Origin of the sequence: Undibacterium sp. Dicai25W, assembly GCF_049340505.1 — a bacterium.
Lineage (GTDB): Bacteria > Pseudomonadota > Gammaproteobacteria > Burkholderiales > Burkholderiaceae_D > Undibacterium > Undibacterium jejuense.
The window spans coordinates 353473-372998 of the sequence record NZ_JBMPOQ010000002.1 but is presented as its reverse complement, the minus strand read 5'-3'; the positions used below and the strand labels follow the sequence as shown (position 1 = coordinate 372998).

The 19526-nt window shown below is 46.8% G+C and carries 13 protein-coding genes and 1 riboswitch; of the genes, 11 read left to right on the top strand and 2 right to left on the bottom strand.

The window, feature by feature from the left end:
• Nucleotides 1-103: 103 nt before the first annotated feature.
• Nucleotides 104-2929, bottom strand: a complete 2826-nt coding sequence (locus ACO0KY_RS04725; RefSeq protein ID WP_423044654.1) for a valine--tRNA ligase — start codon at nt 2927-2929, stop codon at nt 104-106.
• Between the two features lie 273 nt (nt 2930-3202).
• Between ACO0KY_RS04725 and ACO0KY_RS04720 the strand changes: the two genes are divergently transcribed.
• The 11 genes from ACO0KY_RS04720 to ACO0KY_RS04670 all read left to right on the top strand — a co-directional run bounded on the left by ACO0KY_RS04720 (nt 3203) and on the right by ACO0KY_RS04670 (nt 17745).
• Nucleotides 3203-5281 (top strand): tetratricopeptide repeat-containing diguanylate cyclase, encoded by a 2079-nt coding sequence (locus ACO0KY_RS04720; protein WP_423044653.1) that lies wholly within the window; start codon nt 3203-3205, stop codon nt 5279-5281.
• Between the two features lie 94 nt (nt 5282-5375).
• Nucleotides 5376-5477, top strand: a riboswitch (TPP riboswitch).
• Between the two features lie 102 nt (nt 5478-5579).
• Nucleotides 5580-7493 (top strand): phosphomethylpyrimidine synthase ThiC, encoded by a 1914-nt coding sequence (gene thiC, locus ACO0KY_RS04715; RefSeq protein WP_423044652.1) that lies wholly within the window; start codon nt 5580-5582, stop codon nt 7491-7493.
• Nucleotides 7494-7500: 7 nt separating this feature from the next.
• On the top strand, nt 7501-7701 hold the full coding sequence (gene thiS, locus ACO0KY_RS04710) for a sulfur carrier protein ThiS (RefSeq protein ID WP_186911271.1): 201 nt from the start codon (nt 7501-7503) through the stop codon (nt 7699-7701).
• A 95-nt stretch (nt 7702-7796) separates the two neighbouring features.
• Entirely contained in the window at nt 7797-7988 is a 192-nt protein-coding gene (locus tag ACO0KY_RS04705; protein ID WP_423044651.1) for a hypothetical protein, read from the top strand.
• Nucleotides 7967-8752, top strand: coding sequence for a thiazole synthase (locus ACO0KY_RS04700; RefSeq protein ID WP_423044650.1), 786 nt, complete (start codon nt 7967-7969; stop codon nt 8750-8752). Before ACO0KY_RS04705 ends, ACO0KY_RS04700 begins: the two co-directional genes overlap by 22 nt.
• Nucleotides 8752-9549, top strand: coding sequence for a bifunctional hydroxymethylpyrimidine kinase/phosphomethylpyrimidine kinase (gene thiD, locus ACO0KY_RS04695; protein ID WP_423044649.1), 798 nt, complete (start codon nt 8752-8754; stop codon nt 9547-9549). The genes ACO0KY_RS04700 and thiD overlap by 1 nt, the downstream gene beginning before the upstream one ends.
• A 4-nt stretch (nt 9550-9553) precedes the next feature.
• Entirely contained in the window at nt 9554-10174 is a 621-nt protein-coding gene (gene thiE, locus ACO0KY_RS04690; RefSeq protein WP_423044648.1) for a thiamine phosphate synthase, read from the top strand.
• Nucleotides 10175-10557: 383 nt separating this feature from the next.
• Nucleotides 10558-11382 carry a substrate-binding periplasmic protein gene (locus ACO0KY_RS04685; RefSeq protein ID WP_423044647.1) on the top strand — a complete coding sequence of 275 codons (825 nt, stop codon included), beginning with the start codon at nt 10558-10560 and terminating at the stop codon, nt 11380-11382.
• A gap of 73 nt (nt 11383-11455) precedes the next feature.
• Nucleotides 11456-13807 carry a TonB-dependent receptor gene (locus ACO0KY_RS04680; RefSeq protein ID WP_423044645.1) on the top strand — a complete coding sequence of 784 codons (2352 nt, stop codon included), beginning with the start codon at nt 11456-11458 and terminating at the stop codon, nt 13805-13807.
• Between the two features lie 205 nt (nt 13808-14012).
• Entirely contained in the window at nt 14013-16301 is a 2289-nt protein-coding gene (locus tag ACO0KY_RS04675; RefSeq protein ID WP_423044644.1) for a UvrD-helicase domain-containing protein, read from the top strand.
• A 181-nt stretch (nt 16302-16482) separates the two neighbouring features.
• Nucleotides 16483-17745, top strand: a complete 1263-nt coding sequence (locus tag ACO0KY_RS04670; RefSeq protein ID WP_423044643.1) for a putative Na+/H+ antiporter — start codon at nt 16483-16485, stop codon at nt 17743-17745.
• Here ACO0KY_RS04670 and ACO0KY_RS04665 read toward each other — a convergent pair.
• Nucleotides 17742-19337, bottom strand: coding sequence for a methyl-accepting chemotaxis protein (locus tag ACO0KY_RS04665; protein ID WP_423044642.1), 1596 nt, complete (start codon nt 19335-19337; stop codon nt 17742-17744). The genes ACO0KY_RS04670 and ACO0KY_RS04665 overlap by 4 nt on opposite strands.
• Nucleotides 19338-19526: the final 189 nt, after the last annotated feature.

Sequence of the window (19526 nt, the reverse complement as noted above, 5' to 3'; positions counted from 1 at the left end):
TTGATCCAGCCAGAATATCAGCTCAATTAATTGTACGTGGTGAAGCTGATCACCACGTACAAAATTTTAGAGCAAGTACTTTAACAACGGATGCAGTGCTGACTTAGGCTACCGGCAGTTTTGCCAATTGCTCGCGCAGTTTGACCAATGTTGCGGAGAAATTCGCCATTCTTTCTTTCTCTTGTGCCACTACCGCTGCTGGTGCACGCGCAACAAAACTTTCATTGCTGAGTTTGACTTCCGCTTTAGCAATTTCCGTTTCCAGACGCGTAATTTCTTTGGATAAACGTTCACGTTCTGCTGCAACGTCAATCTCAACTTTTAGCATCAGTTTGGATTCGCCAACAATAGAAACCGGTGCCGGAGATTCTGGCAGACTGTCGACCACGTCCACTTCAGACAATTTTGCTAATGCTTGCAAATACGGCGCAAAAGATTGCAGGCGTGCTTTGTCATCAGCGTTTGCAGCTTGCAACAACAGTGGAACGCGCAAGGCTGGCGATAATTGCATTTCACCACGCAGATTGCGACATGCATCCGTCATGGCTTTCAGAGCATGCATCCAGGCTTCGGCAGATTCATCAATATTAGCTGCTACTGCGATTGGATACGGCTGCATCATAATCGAGTCACCCGCTGGATTGAGTTGCTTGCCAGCCAGTGGTGCGACGGTTTGCCACAACGCTTCTGTCACAAACGGAATGACAGGATGAGCAAGACGCAGAATCACTTCCAATACGCGCAATAAAGTGCGGCGCGTTGCACGTTGCTGCGCTTCGGTGCCATGTTGAACTTGTACCTTGGATACTTCCAGATACCAGTCGCAGTATTCATCCCACACAAATTTATAAATCGCTGAAGCAATATTGTCGAAGCGGTATTCAGCAAAGCCTTTTTCGATTTCTGCTTCGGTGCGTTGCATCGCAGAGATAATCCATTTGTCTGCTTTTGAATAATCGAGATCCGCATCAGTAATATCAGCGCTAAAACCACAATCTTTGCCTTCGGTATTCATCAGAACAAAGCGGGTTGCATTCCACAATTTATTACAGAAATTACGGTAGCCTTCGCAGCGTGCCAGATCGAAGTTAATGTTGCGGCCTAAAGATGCATAACTCGCCATGGTGAAACGAATCGCATCGGTACCATATGCCTGAATGCCATCAGAAAATTCTTTGCGTGTGGCTTTTTCAATCGATGCTGCTTGCTTAGGATTCATCAAGCCCGCAGTACGTTTAGCAACCAGATCATCAACCTTGATGCCGTCAATCAGATCGATAGGGTCGAGGGTATTGCCTTTGGATTTAGACATTTTCTGGCCGCTGGAATCGCGTACCAGACCATGGACATAGACCGTGTTAAATGGGATTCTGCCTGTGAAGTGCGTGGTCATCATAACCATACGCGCGACCCAGAAGAAAATGATATCAAAACCTGTTACCAGCACGGAGGATGGCAAGAAGTGTTTCATATCTGGCGTTTCTTCTGGCCAGCCCATCGTGGAGAACGGCACCAGTGCTGACGAGAACCAGGTATCAAGCACGTCATCATCACGTTTCAATGCGCCCGTGTAGCCAGCCGCTGCTGCTTTGGCCTTAGCGTCTGCTTCATTACGAGCAACGAATACTTCACCGTTGTCGCCATACCATGCCGGAATTTGATGGCCCCACCACAATTGGCGTGAGATACACCAGTCTTGGATATTGTTCAGCCATTGGTTGTAGGTATTAGTCCAATTTTCCGGTACGAATTTGATTTCACCGGAAGCGACTTTTTCAAGTGCTACTTCAGCGATAGATTTGCCAGGGAAGTGTGTCCCTTCTGGCGCTGGCTTACTCATCGCCATAAACCATTGATCAGTCAGCATCGGTTCGATGATCACGTTAGTACGGTCGCCACGTGGAACCATCAATTTGTGTGGCTTGACTTCTGCCAGCAAGCCTTGTGCATCGAGGTCGGCAACGATTTGTTTGCGCGCGACGAAACGATCCATGCCTTGATAAGCGGCTGGTGCATTTTCATTGATCTTTGCATCGAGTGTCATGATGCAAATCAGTTCTAATTGGTGGCGCTGACCTACTGCGTAATCGTTCAAATCATGCGCAGGCGTAATCTTGACACAACCAGTGCCAAATTCTTTATCGACATAGCTGTCAGCGATGATAGGAATTTCACGATCGGTCAGCGGCAATTTCAGCATTTTTCCAACCAGATGTATGTAACGTTCATCAGTAGGATCAACTGCCACAGCAACGTCGCCCAGCAGAGTTTCTGGACGGGTGGTGGCTACGGTCAGATGTCCGCTGCCATCGGCGTAGGGGTAGCGGATATGCCACATAAAGCCATCTTCTTCTTCCGATACCACTTCCAGATCAGAAACTGCTGTGCCGAGGACTGGATCCCAGTTGACCAGACGCTTACCGCGGTAGATCAAGCCTTGTTCGACTAAGCGAACAAAAACTTCAGTCACTGCGGTAGAGCGTTCAGCATCCATCGTGAAATATTCACGATCCCAGTCGGCTGACGCACCCATGCGGCGCATCTGGCTGGTAATCGTGGAGCCGGATTTTTCTTTCCATTCCCAGACTTTTTCTAAGAATTTTTCACGACCAAGGTCGTGGCGCGAAATTTTCTGTGCATCGAGCTGACGTTCAACGACGATTTGGGTGGCAATACCAGCATGATCAGTGCCCGGTACCCACGCCGTGTTGTAACCACGCATACGGTAGTAGCGAGTCAAACCATCCATAATCGTCTGGTTGAACGCGTGCCCCATGTGCAGCGTGCCAGTCACGTTTGGTGGCGGTAGCAGGATAGAGAAAGATGGTTTGCCATCGTCCATGCTGGCTGCGAAATAGCCGCGTTGCTCCCATTCAGAGCGCCAATATTGTTCGATTTCTGCTGGTTCGAAAGACTTCGCTAGTTCCATGATGATCTGTGATGAGTGTGCTAAACCATTGATTATAAATGACTGAGCAGTTGTTGACGCCGCTATCGCCGGGGATTTCTGGTAAAAAATATTTCAGATCTGTGGGACTTTAGCTACTTTTTTTCAATCACATAAATGAAAATCTTGTATTTGCTGTCATTTTTTTCAACTTTCCTTATATAGTGTTAGGATGAGCAACAAATTCATTGTCACTACTTTGTTGTTAAAATTATTATTGAATCTATCGCCAAATTTACTGCCAAATTGATACCTATGCTGAATAAAAAGTTGCTGGCTATCGTACGTTTCAGCGTGTGCACATTGGTGGGAGTGATGCTGCTTGGACATCGTGCCTACGCGAACGAGGCATTTGAAAAGGAGCAAATAGCCAGCATTCTGACCTTAGGCGATAGTGATAACACCGAGGCTTTAAAGCGCCTTTTGGTGGTCAAAGAGCAGCAAAGCGCTGCAACCCCGGTGCAGATCCGACTGCAAACTCTCGAGGTATTGGTCAGTCTTTATTATGACGCTGGAAAAATTAAGTCCAGCGAAGCGACAATTAACGAGCTCCTTGCTCTTGCAACAGCAGAAAAAGATGTTGAAGGTATCGGTATCGCCAATATTATGGCGGCATATAAGTTGATCGAAGATGGCAAACCGCAAGAAGCTCTCAATAAACTCAACCTGATCGACAGTTCTTTGCAACCGGATGCATCCGCCGAGCTGAAAATGCGTTTGGATAGTGCATTAGGAACTGCCAGTTATGTCCTCGGAAATTTTGATTCGTCATTGAGATATTTCTTGGAGGCGCTGAAGCTCACGGATGAATTGCCTGAGCGTAAAGTGGAAAACCGCATTCGCCGGCTTGATTCCATCGCAAAATTGTACATCAACATGAAAGATCCAGAGAAGGCGCTGGCAACTGTTGATGAGGCATTAGAAATTTCTCCACTAGCGCGCGCTCCCAAGATTTTGGCATCATTGAGTCTGAGTCAAGGGATTGCCTATGCGAACTTGAATCAAGATGCTAAAGCTGTTGAGGCATATAAACGGGCATTAAAGATAGCTCGCGAAGCGGGCATGGCTACCTTTGAAGTGATTTGCCTGATTGATATCAGTGATCATTATTTGACGACGAATGAATATAAGAAAGCCGAAGAGTTCGCTAGGCTCAGCCTTAAGCGTGCTGAGGCTCTTGGTGATAAGGGCTCAATCGACATCGCTAAAATTAATTTGGGTTTTTCACTGGCAGGGCAAGGACGGATCGCAAGTGGGGTTGAATTGGTCAATGGTGTGATACATGATTTCCTGCAATCCGGACGCAAGACAGATGCAGAAAGCGTTATCGGCGAACTAGCCAATATGTACGAAAAAGCCGGTATGTATAAAGAGGCATTGGCAACGCTGCGTCAACAGCAGAGCTTAAGTAACGAGTTATTCAGCGCCGATCGCTCAAAAGCAGTTGCAGGCTTGCAAGAGCAATTCAATGCCAAACAGCGACAAAAACAAATTGAATTGTTGGGTAAAGAAAATGCCTTAAAAGATGCCGATATCCGCAACCATAGCCTGCAACAAGTCATCACTATGCTGGGCGCCATGGTAACGATCATGGTTGGTATCTTCATTTACTTGCTTTATCGACGTGTCCAGCGTATCAATCAACAATTGCGGGAAGCGAATAGCCAATTAGAATTCCATGCGATACGTGATCCTCTGACTGGTTTGTATAACCGTCGTTCTTTTGTTGAATTGATGAAAACCAGGAGCGTACAACTTGAAGCAGACAGACGAGAAGAGAGAGAAGGCAATCCTGACTGTCTGATTTTGCTTGATATCGATCACTTCAAGCACATTAATGACACCTTAGGTCACGCAGCAGGGGATGCAGTGCTGATTCAGGTGGCACAACGATTGCGTAAGGTCGTACGTGACACAGATATGGTCTTACGCTGGGGCGGTGAGGAATTTTTAGTCTATTCCCCAAAATCCAATCCTTCACAAATCGCGGGTTTAGTTGAACGGGTTTTACAATCTGTCGGTGGAACCAGTATCGCCGCTGGGGAACATGAAGTGCAGGTGACGATGACAGCGGGATTTATTTCACTGCCATTTTCAGATATTTCTGAATTGAAATTAGATTGGGAGAAAGCCTTGCAAATTGCCGATATGGCTCTGTATCTCGGCAAGGCAAATGGCCGTAATCGTGCCTATGGTATTGCAAAAATCATGGTTGATTCAGAATCGGCACTGCCGTTTTTAGAGGAAGATCTGGCGGCTGCCGTGAGTTCTGGCATGGTGGATCTGATTGAAGTTCTTGGTCCTGCTAAATTAGATTTGCCCGTTTCAAAATAAATGTTCTTGCATAATCTTTTTCTCAGAATCCTGAGATGGCGCTATAATGCCGCCACAAACGCAGAGTTACCAATCATCGTAGCGCTGCCAAGTTAAACAATGCTAGGGGTCCTGATATCAATGTTGATATCGGGTGAGAAATACCCTCGAACCTGATCTGGATAATGCCAGCGAAGGGAAGCCGCTAAAAATCGTGCCAGTGTCATGTTTTGTGTTTGCTTTATCCGACATCTCGCGCATCGTGTTTTTAGAAACTCCTTTGCTGGCTCCATGCCAACAAGCAAAGGAGCCAAAATTAATGAATGCCAATCCTAAATTTCTGTCCGCGACAGCGACAGTTGACGAAGCCGCCATTGCGCCGCTGCCAAATTCGCGCAAAGTGTATGTACAAGGTAGTCGTCCCGACATCCGCGTTCCCATGCGTGAAATCAGCCAATCTGATACCCCCGCTTCTTTTGGCGCAGAAAAAAATCCACCGATTTATGTCTATGACACCTCAGGCCCTTACATGGACCCGAACGTCAGCATTGATATCCGTTCCGGTTTAGCGTCTGTACGCGGCGCCTGGATTGCTGAACGCGATGATACTGAGGAGTTGTCTGGCCCTAGTTCAAAATACGGTCAGGAACGCCTGAACGATCCACAATTAGCAGAGTTACGTTTCAATTTAAAACGTTTGCCACGTCGTGCTAAAGCTGGTAAAAATGTCTCGCAAATGCACTATGCACGTCAAGGCATCATCACGCCGGAGATGGAGTACATCGCGATCCGTGAAAACCTGCAACGCAAAGAATATTTAGAAAATTTAAAAGCCTCTGGGCCTATGGGGAATAAGTTAGCTGACATGATGGGACGTCAGCATCCAGGGCAATCTTTTGGCGCATCGATTCCGGCAGAAATTACACCAGAATTTGTCCGCTCTGAAGTCGCTCGTGGTCGCGCGATTATCCCGGCCAACATCAATCATCCGGAAGTCGAACCGATGATTATCGGTCGTAACTTTTTAGTCAAAATCAACGCTAATATCGGCAACTCCGCGGTCACATCGTCAATCGGTGAAGAGGTCGAAAAAATGACCTGGGCAATCCGTTGGGGTGGTGACAATGTGATGGATTTATCGACGGGCAAACATATCCACGAAACGCGCGAATGGATCATCCGCAATTCACCAGTACCGATCGGCACTGTGCCTATTTATCAGGCCTTGGAAAAGGTGAATGGCAAAGCAGAGGATCTGACTTGGGAAATTTTCCGCGACACGTTGATTGAACAAGCTGAACAGGGTGTCGATTATTTCACGATCCACGCGGGTGTGCGTTTGCAATACGTACCGCTGACGGCAAAGCGTATGACGGGGATCGTTTCTCGCGGTGGCTCTATCATGGCAAAGTGGTGTTTAGCGCATCACAAAGAAAGCTTCTTGTACGAGCATTTTGAAGACATTTGCGAGATCATGAAAGCCTACGACGTGTCATTTAGTTTAGGCGATGGCTTGCGTCCGGGATCTATTTATGATGCCAATGACGAAGCACAATTGGGTGAACTGAAAACCTTGGGTGAGCTGACACAAATCGCCTGGAAGCACGATGTCCAGGTCATGATCGAAGGGCCTGGTCACGTACCGATGCATCTGATCAAAGAGAACATGGATCTGCAATTAGAACAATGTCACGAAGCACCGTTCTATACTTTGGGACCATTGACGACCGATATTGCACCAGGTTACGACCACATTACGTCTGGCATTGGCGCTGCCCAAATCGGCTGGTATGGCACGGCGATGCTGTGCTACGTGACGCCAAAAGAACATCTGGGCTTACCAAATAAAGTCGACGTTAAAGACGGCATCATTACCTACAAAATTGCAGCGCATGCCGCTGATCTGGCGAAAGGTCATCCGGGCGCGCAGATTCGCGACAACGCCTTGTCGAAAGCACGTTTTGAATTCCGTTGGGAAGACCAATTCAATATCGGTCTTGACCCGGATAAGGCACGTGAATTCCATGATGAAACTTTGCCTAAAGATTCCGCCAAAGTTGCGCATTTCTGCTCTATGTGTGGCCCGCATTTCTGCTCCATGAAAATCACCCAGGAAGTGCGTGACTACGCGGCAAAGCAAGGCATTTCAGAGGTCGCTGCATTGAAGCAAGGGATGGAAGTCAAGGCGGTTGAATTTGTAAAAAACGGTGCAGAAATTTACCGCAAACAGTGAACCTTTTATGGATATTGAATTAAACGGAAGCCCCTATCTGCTCACTGAAGGAAACACAGTCAACGATTTAATTGCCATTCTCGATCTCAGTCAAAAAAATATTGCTGTGGCAGTGAATCGGCAGATTATTCCTCGTCATGAGTGGATTAGTCAGTCATTACGGATCAACGACAAAGTCGACATCGTCCGCGCAATTGGCGGTGGATGAGACAGGACACGAAGAGCATGCTCTTCGTGCCTGACGAATCTGAGTCGCTTGCAAGCGACGAAGTGGACGAGACAGGAAATTAGAAGGTGCTCTTCGTGCCTGACGAATCTGAGTCGCTTGCAAGCGACGAAGTGGACGAGACAGGAAATCAGAAGGTGCTCTTCGTGCCTGACGAAGTGGACGAGACAGGAAATCAGAAGATGCTCTTCGTGCCTGACGAATCTGAGTCGCTTGCGCTGTTGGTAAAATTGAAAAGGAATTTGAAATGCAAACCGAAAATGGTTTAACGATTGCCGGAAAGACCTACCGCTCACGCCTGTTGGTCGGTAGTGGCAAATACAAAGATTTGGAACAAACACGCTTAGCAACAGAAGCTGCTGGCGCAGAAATTATCACGGTGGCGATACGTCGTGTGAATATTGGTCAAGACCCTAATGCGCCAAGTTTGCTTGATGCGGTGCCGCCCTCGAAGTACACCATACTGCCTAATTCTGCTGGCTGTTATAACGCCGAAGACGCGGTCTACACCTTGCAATTGGGGCGTGAATTATTAGGTGGACATAAGTTATGCAAACTCGAAGTATTGGGTGACGAAAAGACCTTATTCCCGAATATGCCAGAAACCTTAAAAGCCGCTAAAACCCTGGTCAATGAAGGTTTTGATGTAATGGTGTATTGCAGCGACGATCCGATCCAGGCAAGAATGTTGGAAGATATCGGGTGTGTTGCCATCATGCCTTTAGCTTCGTTGATTGGTTCGGGGATGGGTATTTTAAATCCTTGGAATTTATCGCTGATCATCGAGCAATCTAAAGTACCAGTACTGGTCGATGCCGGTGTCGGCACAGCGTCTGATGCGGCGATTGCGATGGAGCTTGGTTGTGATGGGGTGTTGATGAACACGGCAATTGCGGGTGCGCGCGATCCTATACGTATGGCACGCGCGATGGGGTTGGCGGTGGAAGCTGGACGCGAAGCATTTTTAGCGGGACGTATGCCACGCAAATTTGCAGCCTCGCCTTCATCACCGATGGCTGGACGTATAGTTTGATGCAAGCTGAAAAACGTCCTTGCGTGTTGGTGTTCGCTGGTCACGATCCCAGCGGTGGTGCCGGGATTCAGGCTGATATCGAAGCGATCGCAGCGCAAGGTGCACATGCCTTGCCTGTGATTACCGCTTTGACGGTACAAGATAATGACCATGCTTATGCAGTGCATGCCGTTGATGCGCAAATTATCTTACAGCAAGCGATGACGCTGGTTGCTAAAATACCAGTCAAGGTCGTCAAGATTGGTATCGTCGCCCATAAAAAAAATGGAGCAGCTATTGCTAACTTTATTTTGAAACTGAAACAACAGCAGCCAGATTTGCAGGTGGTACTTGATCCTGTATTGGGCAGTGGCCATGGGGATAGTTTGTCGCTCGATGATGCGGTGGCGGCGATACAGCCTTTGCTTGGCGTTGCGAGCTTGATTACGCCTAATCTTCCGGAATTGTCTCGCTTGTGTCCATCCATTGACGGTTATGTCGCACAGGCACAGTGCTTGCTGCAAGAGACGTCAGCTGATGTCTTAGTCAAAGGTGGTCATGGCGCTGAAGACCAGGTCAAAAACTGTTGGTATCAGGCACAATATTTACAGCCAAAACAAGAGTGGTTGTGGCCACGATTGCCGGGTGAATTTCACGGTAGCGGTTGTACTTTAGCATCGGCCATTGCTGGTCGTCTGGCTGTGGGGGAATCGCTGGGGCAGGCCTTGAATACAGCGCAAATCTATACACAACATTGTTTACAGCAAGCCTATGCAGTTGCTGCCGGGCAGCTAATTCCGCAGCGAAATTTCAAATAATATAATGATGAATAATTTACGTGGATTGTATATCGTCACGCCAGATTGGGATGACACCGAACAACTATTGAAAGCCACAGAACAAGCACTGCAAGGTGGTGCCAATATTGTTCAGTACCGTCATAAAACTGCCAGTGTGGGTTTGCGCAAAGAACAGGCGCTAGCAGTGCAGGTGTTGTGCCGTCAGTACCAAAAGCCATTTATCATTAATGATCATCTGGACTTGTTTTTAGAACTGGATGCAGACGGTTTGCATGTCGGTGGCATGGATATTTCTGTCGCACAAGCCCGAGCACAAATTGGCACTGATAAAATTTTAGGTGCTTCGTGTTATGGTGATCTGGAACTAGCACGAACTGCCGTAAGCAGCGGCGCAAGCTACGTCGCGTTTGGTGGCTTTTATCCTTCTCGTATCAAAAAATATGCGGTGACGACGGCTGCGACTATCGTTGCCGATGCCGGCAAGAAATTTCAATTACCAAAGGTGGTGATTGGTGGCATGACCTTAGAAAACTGTCAGCCGCTGGTACAGTACGGTGCTGAGATGGTGGCAGTGATTAGTGGTGTGTATATGGCAGATGATCCTAAGTTGGCAGCGCAACAATTCAGCGCCTTGTTCGCCTGAGATACTTTACGTTTATCCGACTGAATTTTAAGAAATAATGCTGTCCGATTAATTTTCTTAGCCTTGGATGTATTAGTGTGGTTCGTTGTATGCCAGACATTTTGTTATCTTTGGTAAAGAATGCCACAAGTTTTTTGCATTCTGTGCAGCATTGTTTTAGACTGAACCCTAGAACTTGCGCGATATATCGTCAACTGAGAGCAGGCTCCAGTTGGTAAAGTTTTGTACGATTTTTTCCCTTTGAATTGTGATCTCGTGGAGAGACAATGTTGACTTAGTTTTCAAGTTGATCAAGTAAGTATATGTAGAAAATCTGACTTCACCGCGCAAAAAGTAGTTTTACGAAGATAAACATTTTTTGCTTACAGCATATCGGGGATACATTGCTTTACCTACGTATGATCTCTGGCCAGGTAGTCATCTTTGTTGCCATATTGGTGTTGGCGGGCATTTTCATGCCACAAGCGTTTTCACAAGAACATCTGAAAATCACTCTCACCGAACAAGAATATCCCCCACTTATTTCTTACGATACGCAAGTCGGTGGTTTGCTAACGGATATGGTGCGAGAAGCGTTTAAGTTGCGTGGGGTTGAGGTTACCTTTGCAGCAGTGCCGAATAATCGTGCCATTAATGGCTTAATGCAGGGCTTGTATGATGGGAGTTATGGCTGGACGCATAGCCCGGAACGTGACGCCAAGTTATTGTATTCAGCAAAGCCAATCTATTTTTTAAAAATCGTTTTTTTTCAGCGTAGTAACGAAGAATATAAATGGGAGCATTTGATCGATTTGAGTCCTTATAATATCGGCATTACTCAAGGGAACTATTACTCAAGTGAATTTTCGGCTTTGACGACATCCGGAAAATTAAAGATAGACCCAGCCCCCAGTGATATATCAAATTTCAAAAAATTATTGCTTGGCCGCATCGATATTTTCCCTATCGATCACGATGTCGGACTATATTTTTTAAAAAATAATTTTTCAGCGGAAGAGCAGCGTAGAATTAAATTTCAGAATAAAGCCATTTCTATCGTTCCAGTTTATTTGGTCGTGCGTCGTACATTACCTAATGCCAAGGAATTTATTGCCCGTTTTGATCAGGGTTTTCAGCAACTCTCCGATTCGGGGCAGTTAGAAAAAATGATAGAGGTATATAAGTCTCAATTAGCCACATCAAGCGAAGTTCAAACGAGTAAACCATAAGCACTATACGGTCATCCCGTATCAACGATTCGAGCACAAAACACCCGCTTATCATCGATAGTAGGAGTTTGTCATGGTACCGATCAGTTTCTATCCTCTCCGTCTGCGTCGTATTTCTTACCTTTCTTGCTTAGCGACTGCACTACTGGCGCGTTTTCCTTTGGTATTGGCACAGGAGGTGCAACATTCTGCTGGTGCTACAAGCTTGGAAGAACCGGAAAAAGCGGAAAAAGCGGAAAAAAATACCCAGGAAGTCGTGATTACCGCTCAAAGGCGGACAGAACGATTGCAGAATGCACCGCTCAGTGTGACGGCATTGGATGCTGAAAAAATCGAAAAAATGGGCATAGAAAGTGTGGCGGATGTGGCGCGCATGACGCCAGGCTTAAATGTCGTCTCATCGGGTCCTGGACAAAACATTTTGGTCATGCGTGGTATTTCCTCGTCCGCCGGTACGGCCGGAACAGTGGGTTATTATCTGGATGATATTCCTATCGCCGCGTCGAGCAATGCTTCACTATTGTCTTTACGCGGCGTCATTGACCCCTCCGTATTTGATATCGATCAGGTTGAGGTATTGCGTGGTCCACAAGGAACTTTATACGGGTCGAGCTCCATGGGTGGCACAGTCAAGTATCTGACTAAGCAGCCTAATTTTAGTCAATTTCAATTTAATGGAAGCGCTACAGTTTCAGAGACTAAAGGTGGTGGCTTGAATTGGGGTAGTAATGCGATGCTGAACATCCCTTTGGTCGACAATAAAATCGCATTTCGGCTGGCTGCGTTTGAACGGCATCAGGATGGCTTTATTAATCGCTATCAGATTGATCCGAATAATTATCTTGGCGCGCTCACAAGTGGGTCTAAGCAAGAGAGCGCTAACTCAGAGAAGACCACCGGGGTAAGGGCGATTGTGTCATTCAAACTGGAAGATCAGCTCACCATTACCTCGTCGATATTTAATCAACGCACATTTTTAGGGGCACCATTTCAGATCGACGTACCGCCCGGCAGCATCAGCTCTTTGATGCAGGCGCGATTGGTGCCTGAGCCCAGTACGCAAGTCTCGACCTTAGCAAACGTTTCTATCCGCAAAGGCTTTGATCAATTTGAATTACTCTCATCGACGTCCTATTACGACAGGAATGTAGAAATCGATGAAGATTCATCGAAGGTGTTGTATTACTTTTATTCCCCTAAACCTCAAACTTACGTTTATCCGTCTGTCATGAAGGGCGACTATGTAAATCGTGAGTTTACCCAGGAATTCCGTTTCACCTCCGATTTCAAAGGACCGTGGCAAATTATTGGTGGCGCATATTATCATCATGTGAATGCGCCGTTGGCATCATCGATTCCTACCCCAGATGGTTACAATGCTGCGTTTGGAACGCATATAAATACTTTTTTTACCGGCTCACGAGAAGCAACGGTGAGTGAAACTGCCTTGTTTGAAGAAACCTCGTACCAAATGACACCTCAGCTCACTGCCAGAGTTGGATTGCGCAGTTTCAGAGTGAATCAAACCTTTATTCAACAGACTGACGGTGCTTTTGTAGGAAACGTACCTACGACTGTGCAAGGTAGCTCATCGGACTCTGGTCTGAATCCGAAATTCAATCTGGGCTGGCAAGTGAATAAGGATATGTTGTTATATGCAACGGCATCAAAAGGTTACCGTCCTGGTGGGCCAAATAATCCAGCACCAGCTGCGGTTTGTGGTTCCGAAGTGGCTAGTCTGAATCTGAGTCCTAGTTCTTTGGTGAAATTTGCGCCAGATACCGTTTGGAATTATGAATTGGGTACCAAGTCATCGTGGCTGGATGACAAATTATTTTTGAATGGCTCGTTGTACTACATTAAATGGAATCAGGTACAGCAGCAAATTGTGTTGCAATGTGGATTTAATATTACGGCCAATTTTGGCTCGGCGACCAGCAAAGGTCTTGAATTAGAAGTAGTTTATCATCCGGTGCGTGAATGGAATTTCCGTCTTGCCGGTAATTTTACACAAGCTGAATTAGGTAATGACGTGCCTGGCACTAATGCGAAAAAAGGCGATCAATTGGTTGACGTGCCGCGCTGGACGATGTCTGCATCCGCCGAGTATTCAGCGGTGATGCCAAACGGTGTTCCAGGCTACGCGCGGCTTGATTACAGCTATACCGGAACGACGAATTCTTTGTATGACCGAGCCAGTCCTTTTTATCAACGAGCAGCGTTTGGCATGTTTAATCTGCGCTTGGGTGAAAATCAATTGTCTGCCAATAGCCACTGGGGTTGGGCATTTTTTGTTGATAACCTGACCAACAAAATTGGCGAAACCGGTTTACCGGTGGCAATCTCCGCTGATTTGCCAACGACACGACGGCTTGGCATCGTGCGTCCGCGAACTATAGGATTGACGCTTAAATACACAATGTAAATTGGGATATTTTTTTCTGGTATTGTATTTTATTTATACTGGTATGGAGTATATAAAATTACCCTTTAATCTTCTATGGTAAATGGGGTTTTTTTAAGAAATTAAGGGGGAGTATATGATTTCACTTCTTGCTTAGTTGACCTATCGTACTTTGGTGAAGTGCAGAGAAGGGCGCAGCAAGCTTGCAGTCCCGTATAATCGGGGTATGCAAAATTTACTTCATAATCTCAATCCCGAACAGCTCGCTGCTGTTACTCTGCCGGCGCAGTCGGCTTTAATTTTGGCTGGTGCCGGTTCTGGCAAGACGCGCGTGTTAACGACCCGCATTGCCTGGCTGATTCAAACAGGACAGGTCTCGCCCGGTGGTATTCTGGCGGTGACATTTACCAATAAAGCGGCAAAAGAAATGATGTCGCGTTTGTCCGCCATGTTGCCCATCAATACGCGTGGCATGTGGATCGGCACTTTCCATGGTTTGTGTAATCGCTTATTGCGCGCCCATCATCGCGATGCAGGCTTGCCGCAGACATTTCAAATTTTGGATTCTGGCGATCAGTTATCGTTTATTAAACGCTTATTGAAAGCGAATAATATCGACGATGAAAAATTCCCACCTAAGACGCTGATGTATTTCATTAATAGCGCAAAGGATCAGGGCTTACGTGCAGCGCAGGTCGACGCTTACGACGATTTCAATCGCAAAATGGTTGGCTTATATGATTTGTATGATGCCCAATGCCAACGCGAAGGCGTGGTGGATTTTGCTGAATTATTGTTGCGGACCTATGAATTGTTGAGCCGCAATCAGCCATTGCGTGAACATTATCAGGAGCGCTTCCGCCACGTGTTGGTCGATGAGTTTCAGGATACCAATGACCTGCAATACAAATGGCTCAAACTCATGGCTGGTGCAGGTAATCGCCGTGCTGGCGCAGTATTTGCGGTGGGTGATGATGATCAAAGTATTTATGCGTTTCGTGGTGCCAATGTTGGCAATATGTCGGCATTTGAGCGCGAATTTGAAGTAAAAAATCTGATTAAGCTGGAACAAAACTACCGTTCCCATGGTCATATCTTAGATAGTGCCAATATCCTGATTGCGAATAACAGCAAGCGTCTCGGTAAAAATTTACGTACCGATGCCGGGCATGGTGAATTGGTCAGAGTCATGGAAGCTAGTAGCGATATTCAGGAAGCCAACTGGATCATTGATGAAGCAAAAAATCTGATTCGCGAAGGTTCTTTGCGTAGCGAAATTGCGATTTTGTATCGCTCCAATGCGCAGTCGCGCGTGATTGAACATGCCTTATTCACCGCCAATATTCCGTATCGTGTGTATGGCGGTCAACGCTTCTTTGAACGTGCTGAAATTAAGCATGCGATTGCGTACCTGCAATTGATGGACAATCCGCACAATGACTCGGCATTTTTGCGTGTGGTGAATTTCCCCACCCGCGGTATTGGTGCCCGTTCGATTGAACAATTGCAGGATGCTGCCAGAGCGCAAGGGAGCTCTTTGTATGCAGCAGTGCGACATGTCGGCGGTAAAGCTGGAACGTCGCTGGCGAATTTTGTGAAGCTTATTGAAGGTGCACGTTTCGAAACACAAAATTTACCTTTGCCTGAAATGGTCAAAATTGTGCTGGATCTGAGTACCCTGATCACGCATTATCAAACCGAAAAAGAAGGCGCAGACCGCATAGAAAACTTGGAACAGTTGGTCAATGCGGCAACGCTGTTTGTGTCGGAAGAAGGTTTTGGCAAAGAGGCGCCAGCTTTCAGCGGCCCCGCTAGCAGCGCGGCAGTTTTGCTGGAAAATGGTGACGGCACAACGATCATCGATGCGGATGCAGCCTTGCCGACTCTGATGTCACCGCTGTCGGCTTTCTTGTCACATGCCTCTTTGGAGGCAGGTGACAATCAGGCGCAGGCTGGGCAAGATGCGATGCAATTGATGACAGTGCACTCGGCTAAAGGTCTGGAGTTTGATGCGGTCTTTATTACGGGACTCGAAGAAGGTTTGTTCCCGCATGAAAATAGCGCACAAGAAGAATCCGGCGTTGAAGAGGAGCGGCGCCTGATGTACGTGGCAATCACGCGTGCGCGCAAGCGTTTGTATCTGAGCTTTTCGCAAACCCGCATGTTGCATGGTCAAACGCGCTACAACATGCGTTCACGATTCTTTGATGAATTGCCGGAAGAGTCCTTGAAATGGCTGTCCCCAAAAATTCAACCTAGCTGGTTTGGCAATAGCAAAAAGTCGGCCTGGGATGATGCGCCGATCGAAGAGTCAAACCGTATTGCGCAACATATGACCAAGCAAAGTCCGTCTATGACGTGGCGTATCGGGCAAGGGGTTACTCATCCTAAATTCGGTGAAGGCGTGATTGTCAATATCGAGGGCAGCGGCACGAATGCGCGGGCGCATATCAATTTCGGGCAATTTGGGATGAAGCTGCTCGATTTAAGCGTCGCCAAGCTGGAAAAAATTTAAGCTCTCGAATACCCGCCAGATAGTCTGCGCTGGTCTGTGTTGCTTTGAGTGCAGTCCGGAGGGTGTTGTAAAACCATGTCGTTGGTGTTCCGACACAGTTGAGCGCAGGAAAATTTTTAGGACTTACTTCAAGTCGCGCTGGTTGTTTTTAAGTAATTCGAGATAAGAGCAGGAAAGATTTATGGCAAAAGAACAGTTATTACAATACATTGGTGCCGGTTTGTTTTTAATGGCGGTACTGCACACATTCTCTACCAAATATTTTTTAAATCTCGCCCATCGCAGTCCGCGTCACGCAGGCTTGTGGCATTTATTGGGCGAGGTCGAAGTCGTGTTTGGTTTCTGGGCATTGTTGCTAGTTGGCGCTATCGGCTTGCTTGGTGATCAACACAAAGCGATCGACTACCTCGAAGCGCAAAACTTTACAGAGCCTTTATTTGTATTCGTGATTCTCGTCATGGCAGGAACGCGTCCTGTGTTGTGGACGGTACAGGAATTTGTCTCTCGCGTGGCAAACATATTGCCATTTTCGCGCCAATTATCTTTGTACTTGTTATGCCTGACCCTGGTACCTTTACTTGGATCTTTTATCACTGAACCTGCAGCGATGACGCTGGCGGCACTGATGCTGCGTGAACGCTTTTACAAAAAAGCGATTTCCACACGTATGAAATATCTGACTCTTGGTGTTTTGTTCGTCAATGTTTCTATTGGTGGTGTGCTGACACCGTTTGCTGCACCGCCAGTGTTGATGGTGGCAGAAAAATGGGGCTGGGATATTGCGTTTATGAGTAGCACATTCGGCTGGAAAGCCGCACTTGCCGTGCTCATGAATGGCTTACTCGCGACCTTGTGGTTCAAGCGTGAGCTGCTGCGTCTTCCTGCTGGGGAAGAGACAGAGACGAGCACGAAAATGCCTGTTCCCATCATCGCAATTCATATTCTATTTTTGGCATTGACCGTTTGGTATGCGCACTACCCAGTGGTGTTTTTAGGCTTATTTTTATTTTTCTTAGGTTTTACTGAAGCCTACCAACGCCATCAAGACCGACTGATGCTCAGAGAAGGCTTGCTGGTGGCATTTTTTCTTGCAGGCTTGGTTGTATTAGGCGGGATGCAGCAGTGGTGGTTGCAACCGATACTTGCGGGTTTAAATGACATTGTTTTATTTTTTGGGGCGATGTCGCTGACTGCAATTACAGACAATGCTGCGTTAACTTATCTCGGTTCATTGGTCAATGGTTTATCTGACAGTGCGAAATATGCGCTGGTAGCAGGTGCGGTGACTGGTGGTGGTTTAACGGTCATTGCCAACGCACCGAACCCAGCTGGTTATGCGATTTTGAAAGAATGCTTTGATGAAAGCGCGATTAGTCCTTTAGGATTATTTTTATCAGCATTGATACCAAGCGCGGTGGCAGCTTTCTTCTTTCTGGTGTTTTAAGGAGCGTTTCGTTTGTTCGCTATTTGAGCTCCTATGGTGGCTCGATGAATGGATGTGCCATGCACGTGCGTGCGATCCAAAATAAAGACGCTGACGGCTTGCTCTAAACCTTTGGCCTCGGCGGCCAGATTCGCCGCCGACGCTGCAGCTTCTTCAACCATTGCGGCATTCTGCTGGGTTATATCGTCCATCTGCGATACGGCACTGTTCATTTGCTCAATTCCCACACTTTGCTCTCCGCTGGCAGCACTGATTTCATGAATTACCTGAGTTACTTTTTGCACGGATTCAACCAGGGTTTGCATGATATCGGTCGTGTCATTGACCATGTGATTTCCTTGAGTGACTTTGCTTACTGAATCATCAATTAAAACTTTAATTTCTTTCGCTGCGGACGCCGAACGTTGTGCCAGATTGCGTACTTCGCTGGCGACCACCGCAAATCCCCTACCTTGTTCGCCTGCGCGTGCAGCTTCTACTGCTGCGTTCAGGGCCAAAATATTGGTTTGAAATGCGATGCCATCGATCAGACTGATAATACTTTCGATCTTTTTTGCTGAGGAATTGATTTCTTGCATAGTCACACCTACTCGATTAACCATCTCGCCACCTTGTTTGGCAATTGTCGAGGTTTGATCGGCAAGTTGATTAGCCTGGTTGGCATTGGCCGAATTCTGTCTTACGTTGTCAGCAAATTGCGCCATACTGGCGGCGGTTTTTTGCAAGCTGGAGGCTTGCGATTCTGTGCGGCTTGATAAATCCAGATTCGCATCGGCGATTTCTTGTGTGCCAGTAGAAATAGATCCGACATTGGTTCGGACATCACCAATGATAGAAACTAAATTGATATTCATTTGACGCAAGGCCTGCATGAGTTGTCCCATTTCAGAGTCATCTCCGAGGGGGATATTGCGTGTTAAATCACCACCGGCAATTGCCCTGGCACTATCGAGCACAGATTGTATGCGATTAAGTAAGGTCGTTTGAATAACGAACCACTGATAAATCACCAGTGTAATACTCGCGATGAGACCGATGATATTCCATAAGTTGACGCCTTCTGCAGCGATATGTAAGCCGCCCCAAACGACTAAGAACAGCAACGTAATTGACATGCCGAGCGCCAGACGGTGGTGGGCCGGCATTTGTAAAGCATTCAGAATTTTCCCGCCAAGGGTGGTGGAAAGTATTTTTCCATGTTTAAGCTGGATGTGTTCTGCGTGACCGGTACGCATGCGATGGTATAGATCTTCAGCCGCCTTCACTTCAGCCCGTCCAGGCTTGGTTCTGACAGACATATAACCGACCACATGGCCATTTTCTATGAGGGGAGTGACGTTAGCGTTAACCCAGTAATGATCACCATTTTTACAGCGATTTTTGACAATACCGGACCACGGTAAGCCTTCTTTTATCGTGCCCCACAAATCAGCAAAGGCTGCTTCTGGCATATCTGGGTGACGCACCAGGTTGTGTGGCTTACCGATGAGCTCTGCTTGTTCATATCCGCTGATTTCAATGAAATACGGATTGCAATAAGTAATAATGCCTTTGAGGTCAGTTTTGGAGACGATAGATTGTCCATCGCTCATGAATTGTTCAACTCCTGAATTGGGCTGATTATTTCGCACGTGAATTGTCCTTGATTTTTACTTGAGGTATTTGTTGTGCATTTTTTTCTTAAGAATAGAGCACGCAAAATGAAAAACAAAGGATTATTAGTGAGGTCTGCAGCGTACTGCGACGCAATGAAGAGGCGCTGTCAGCGCCGTGAACATCAT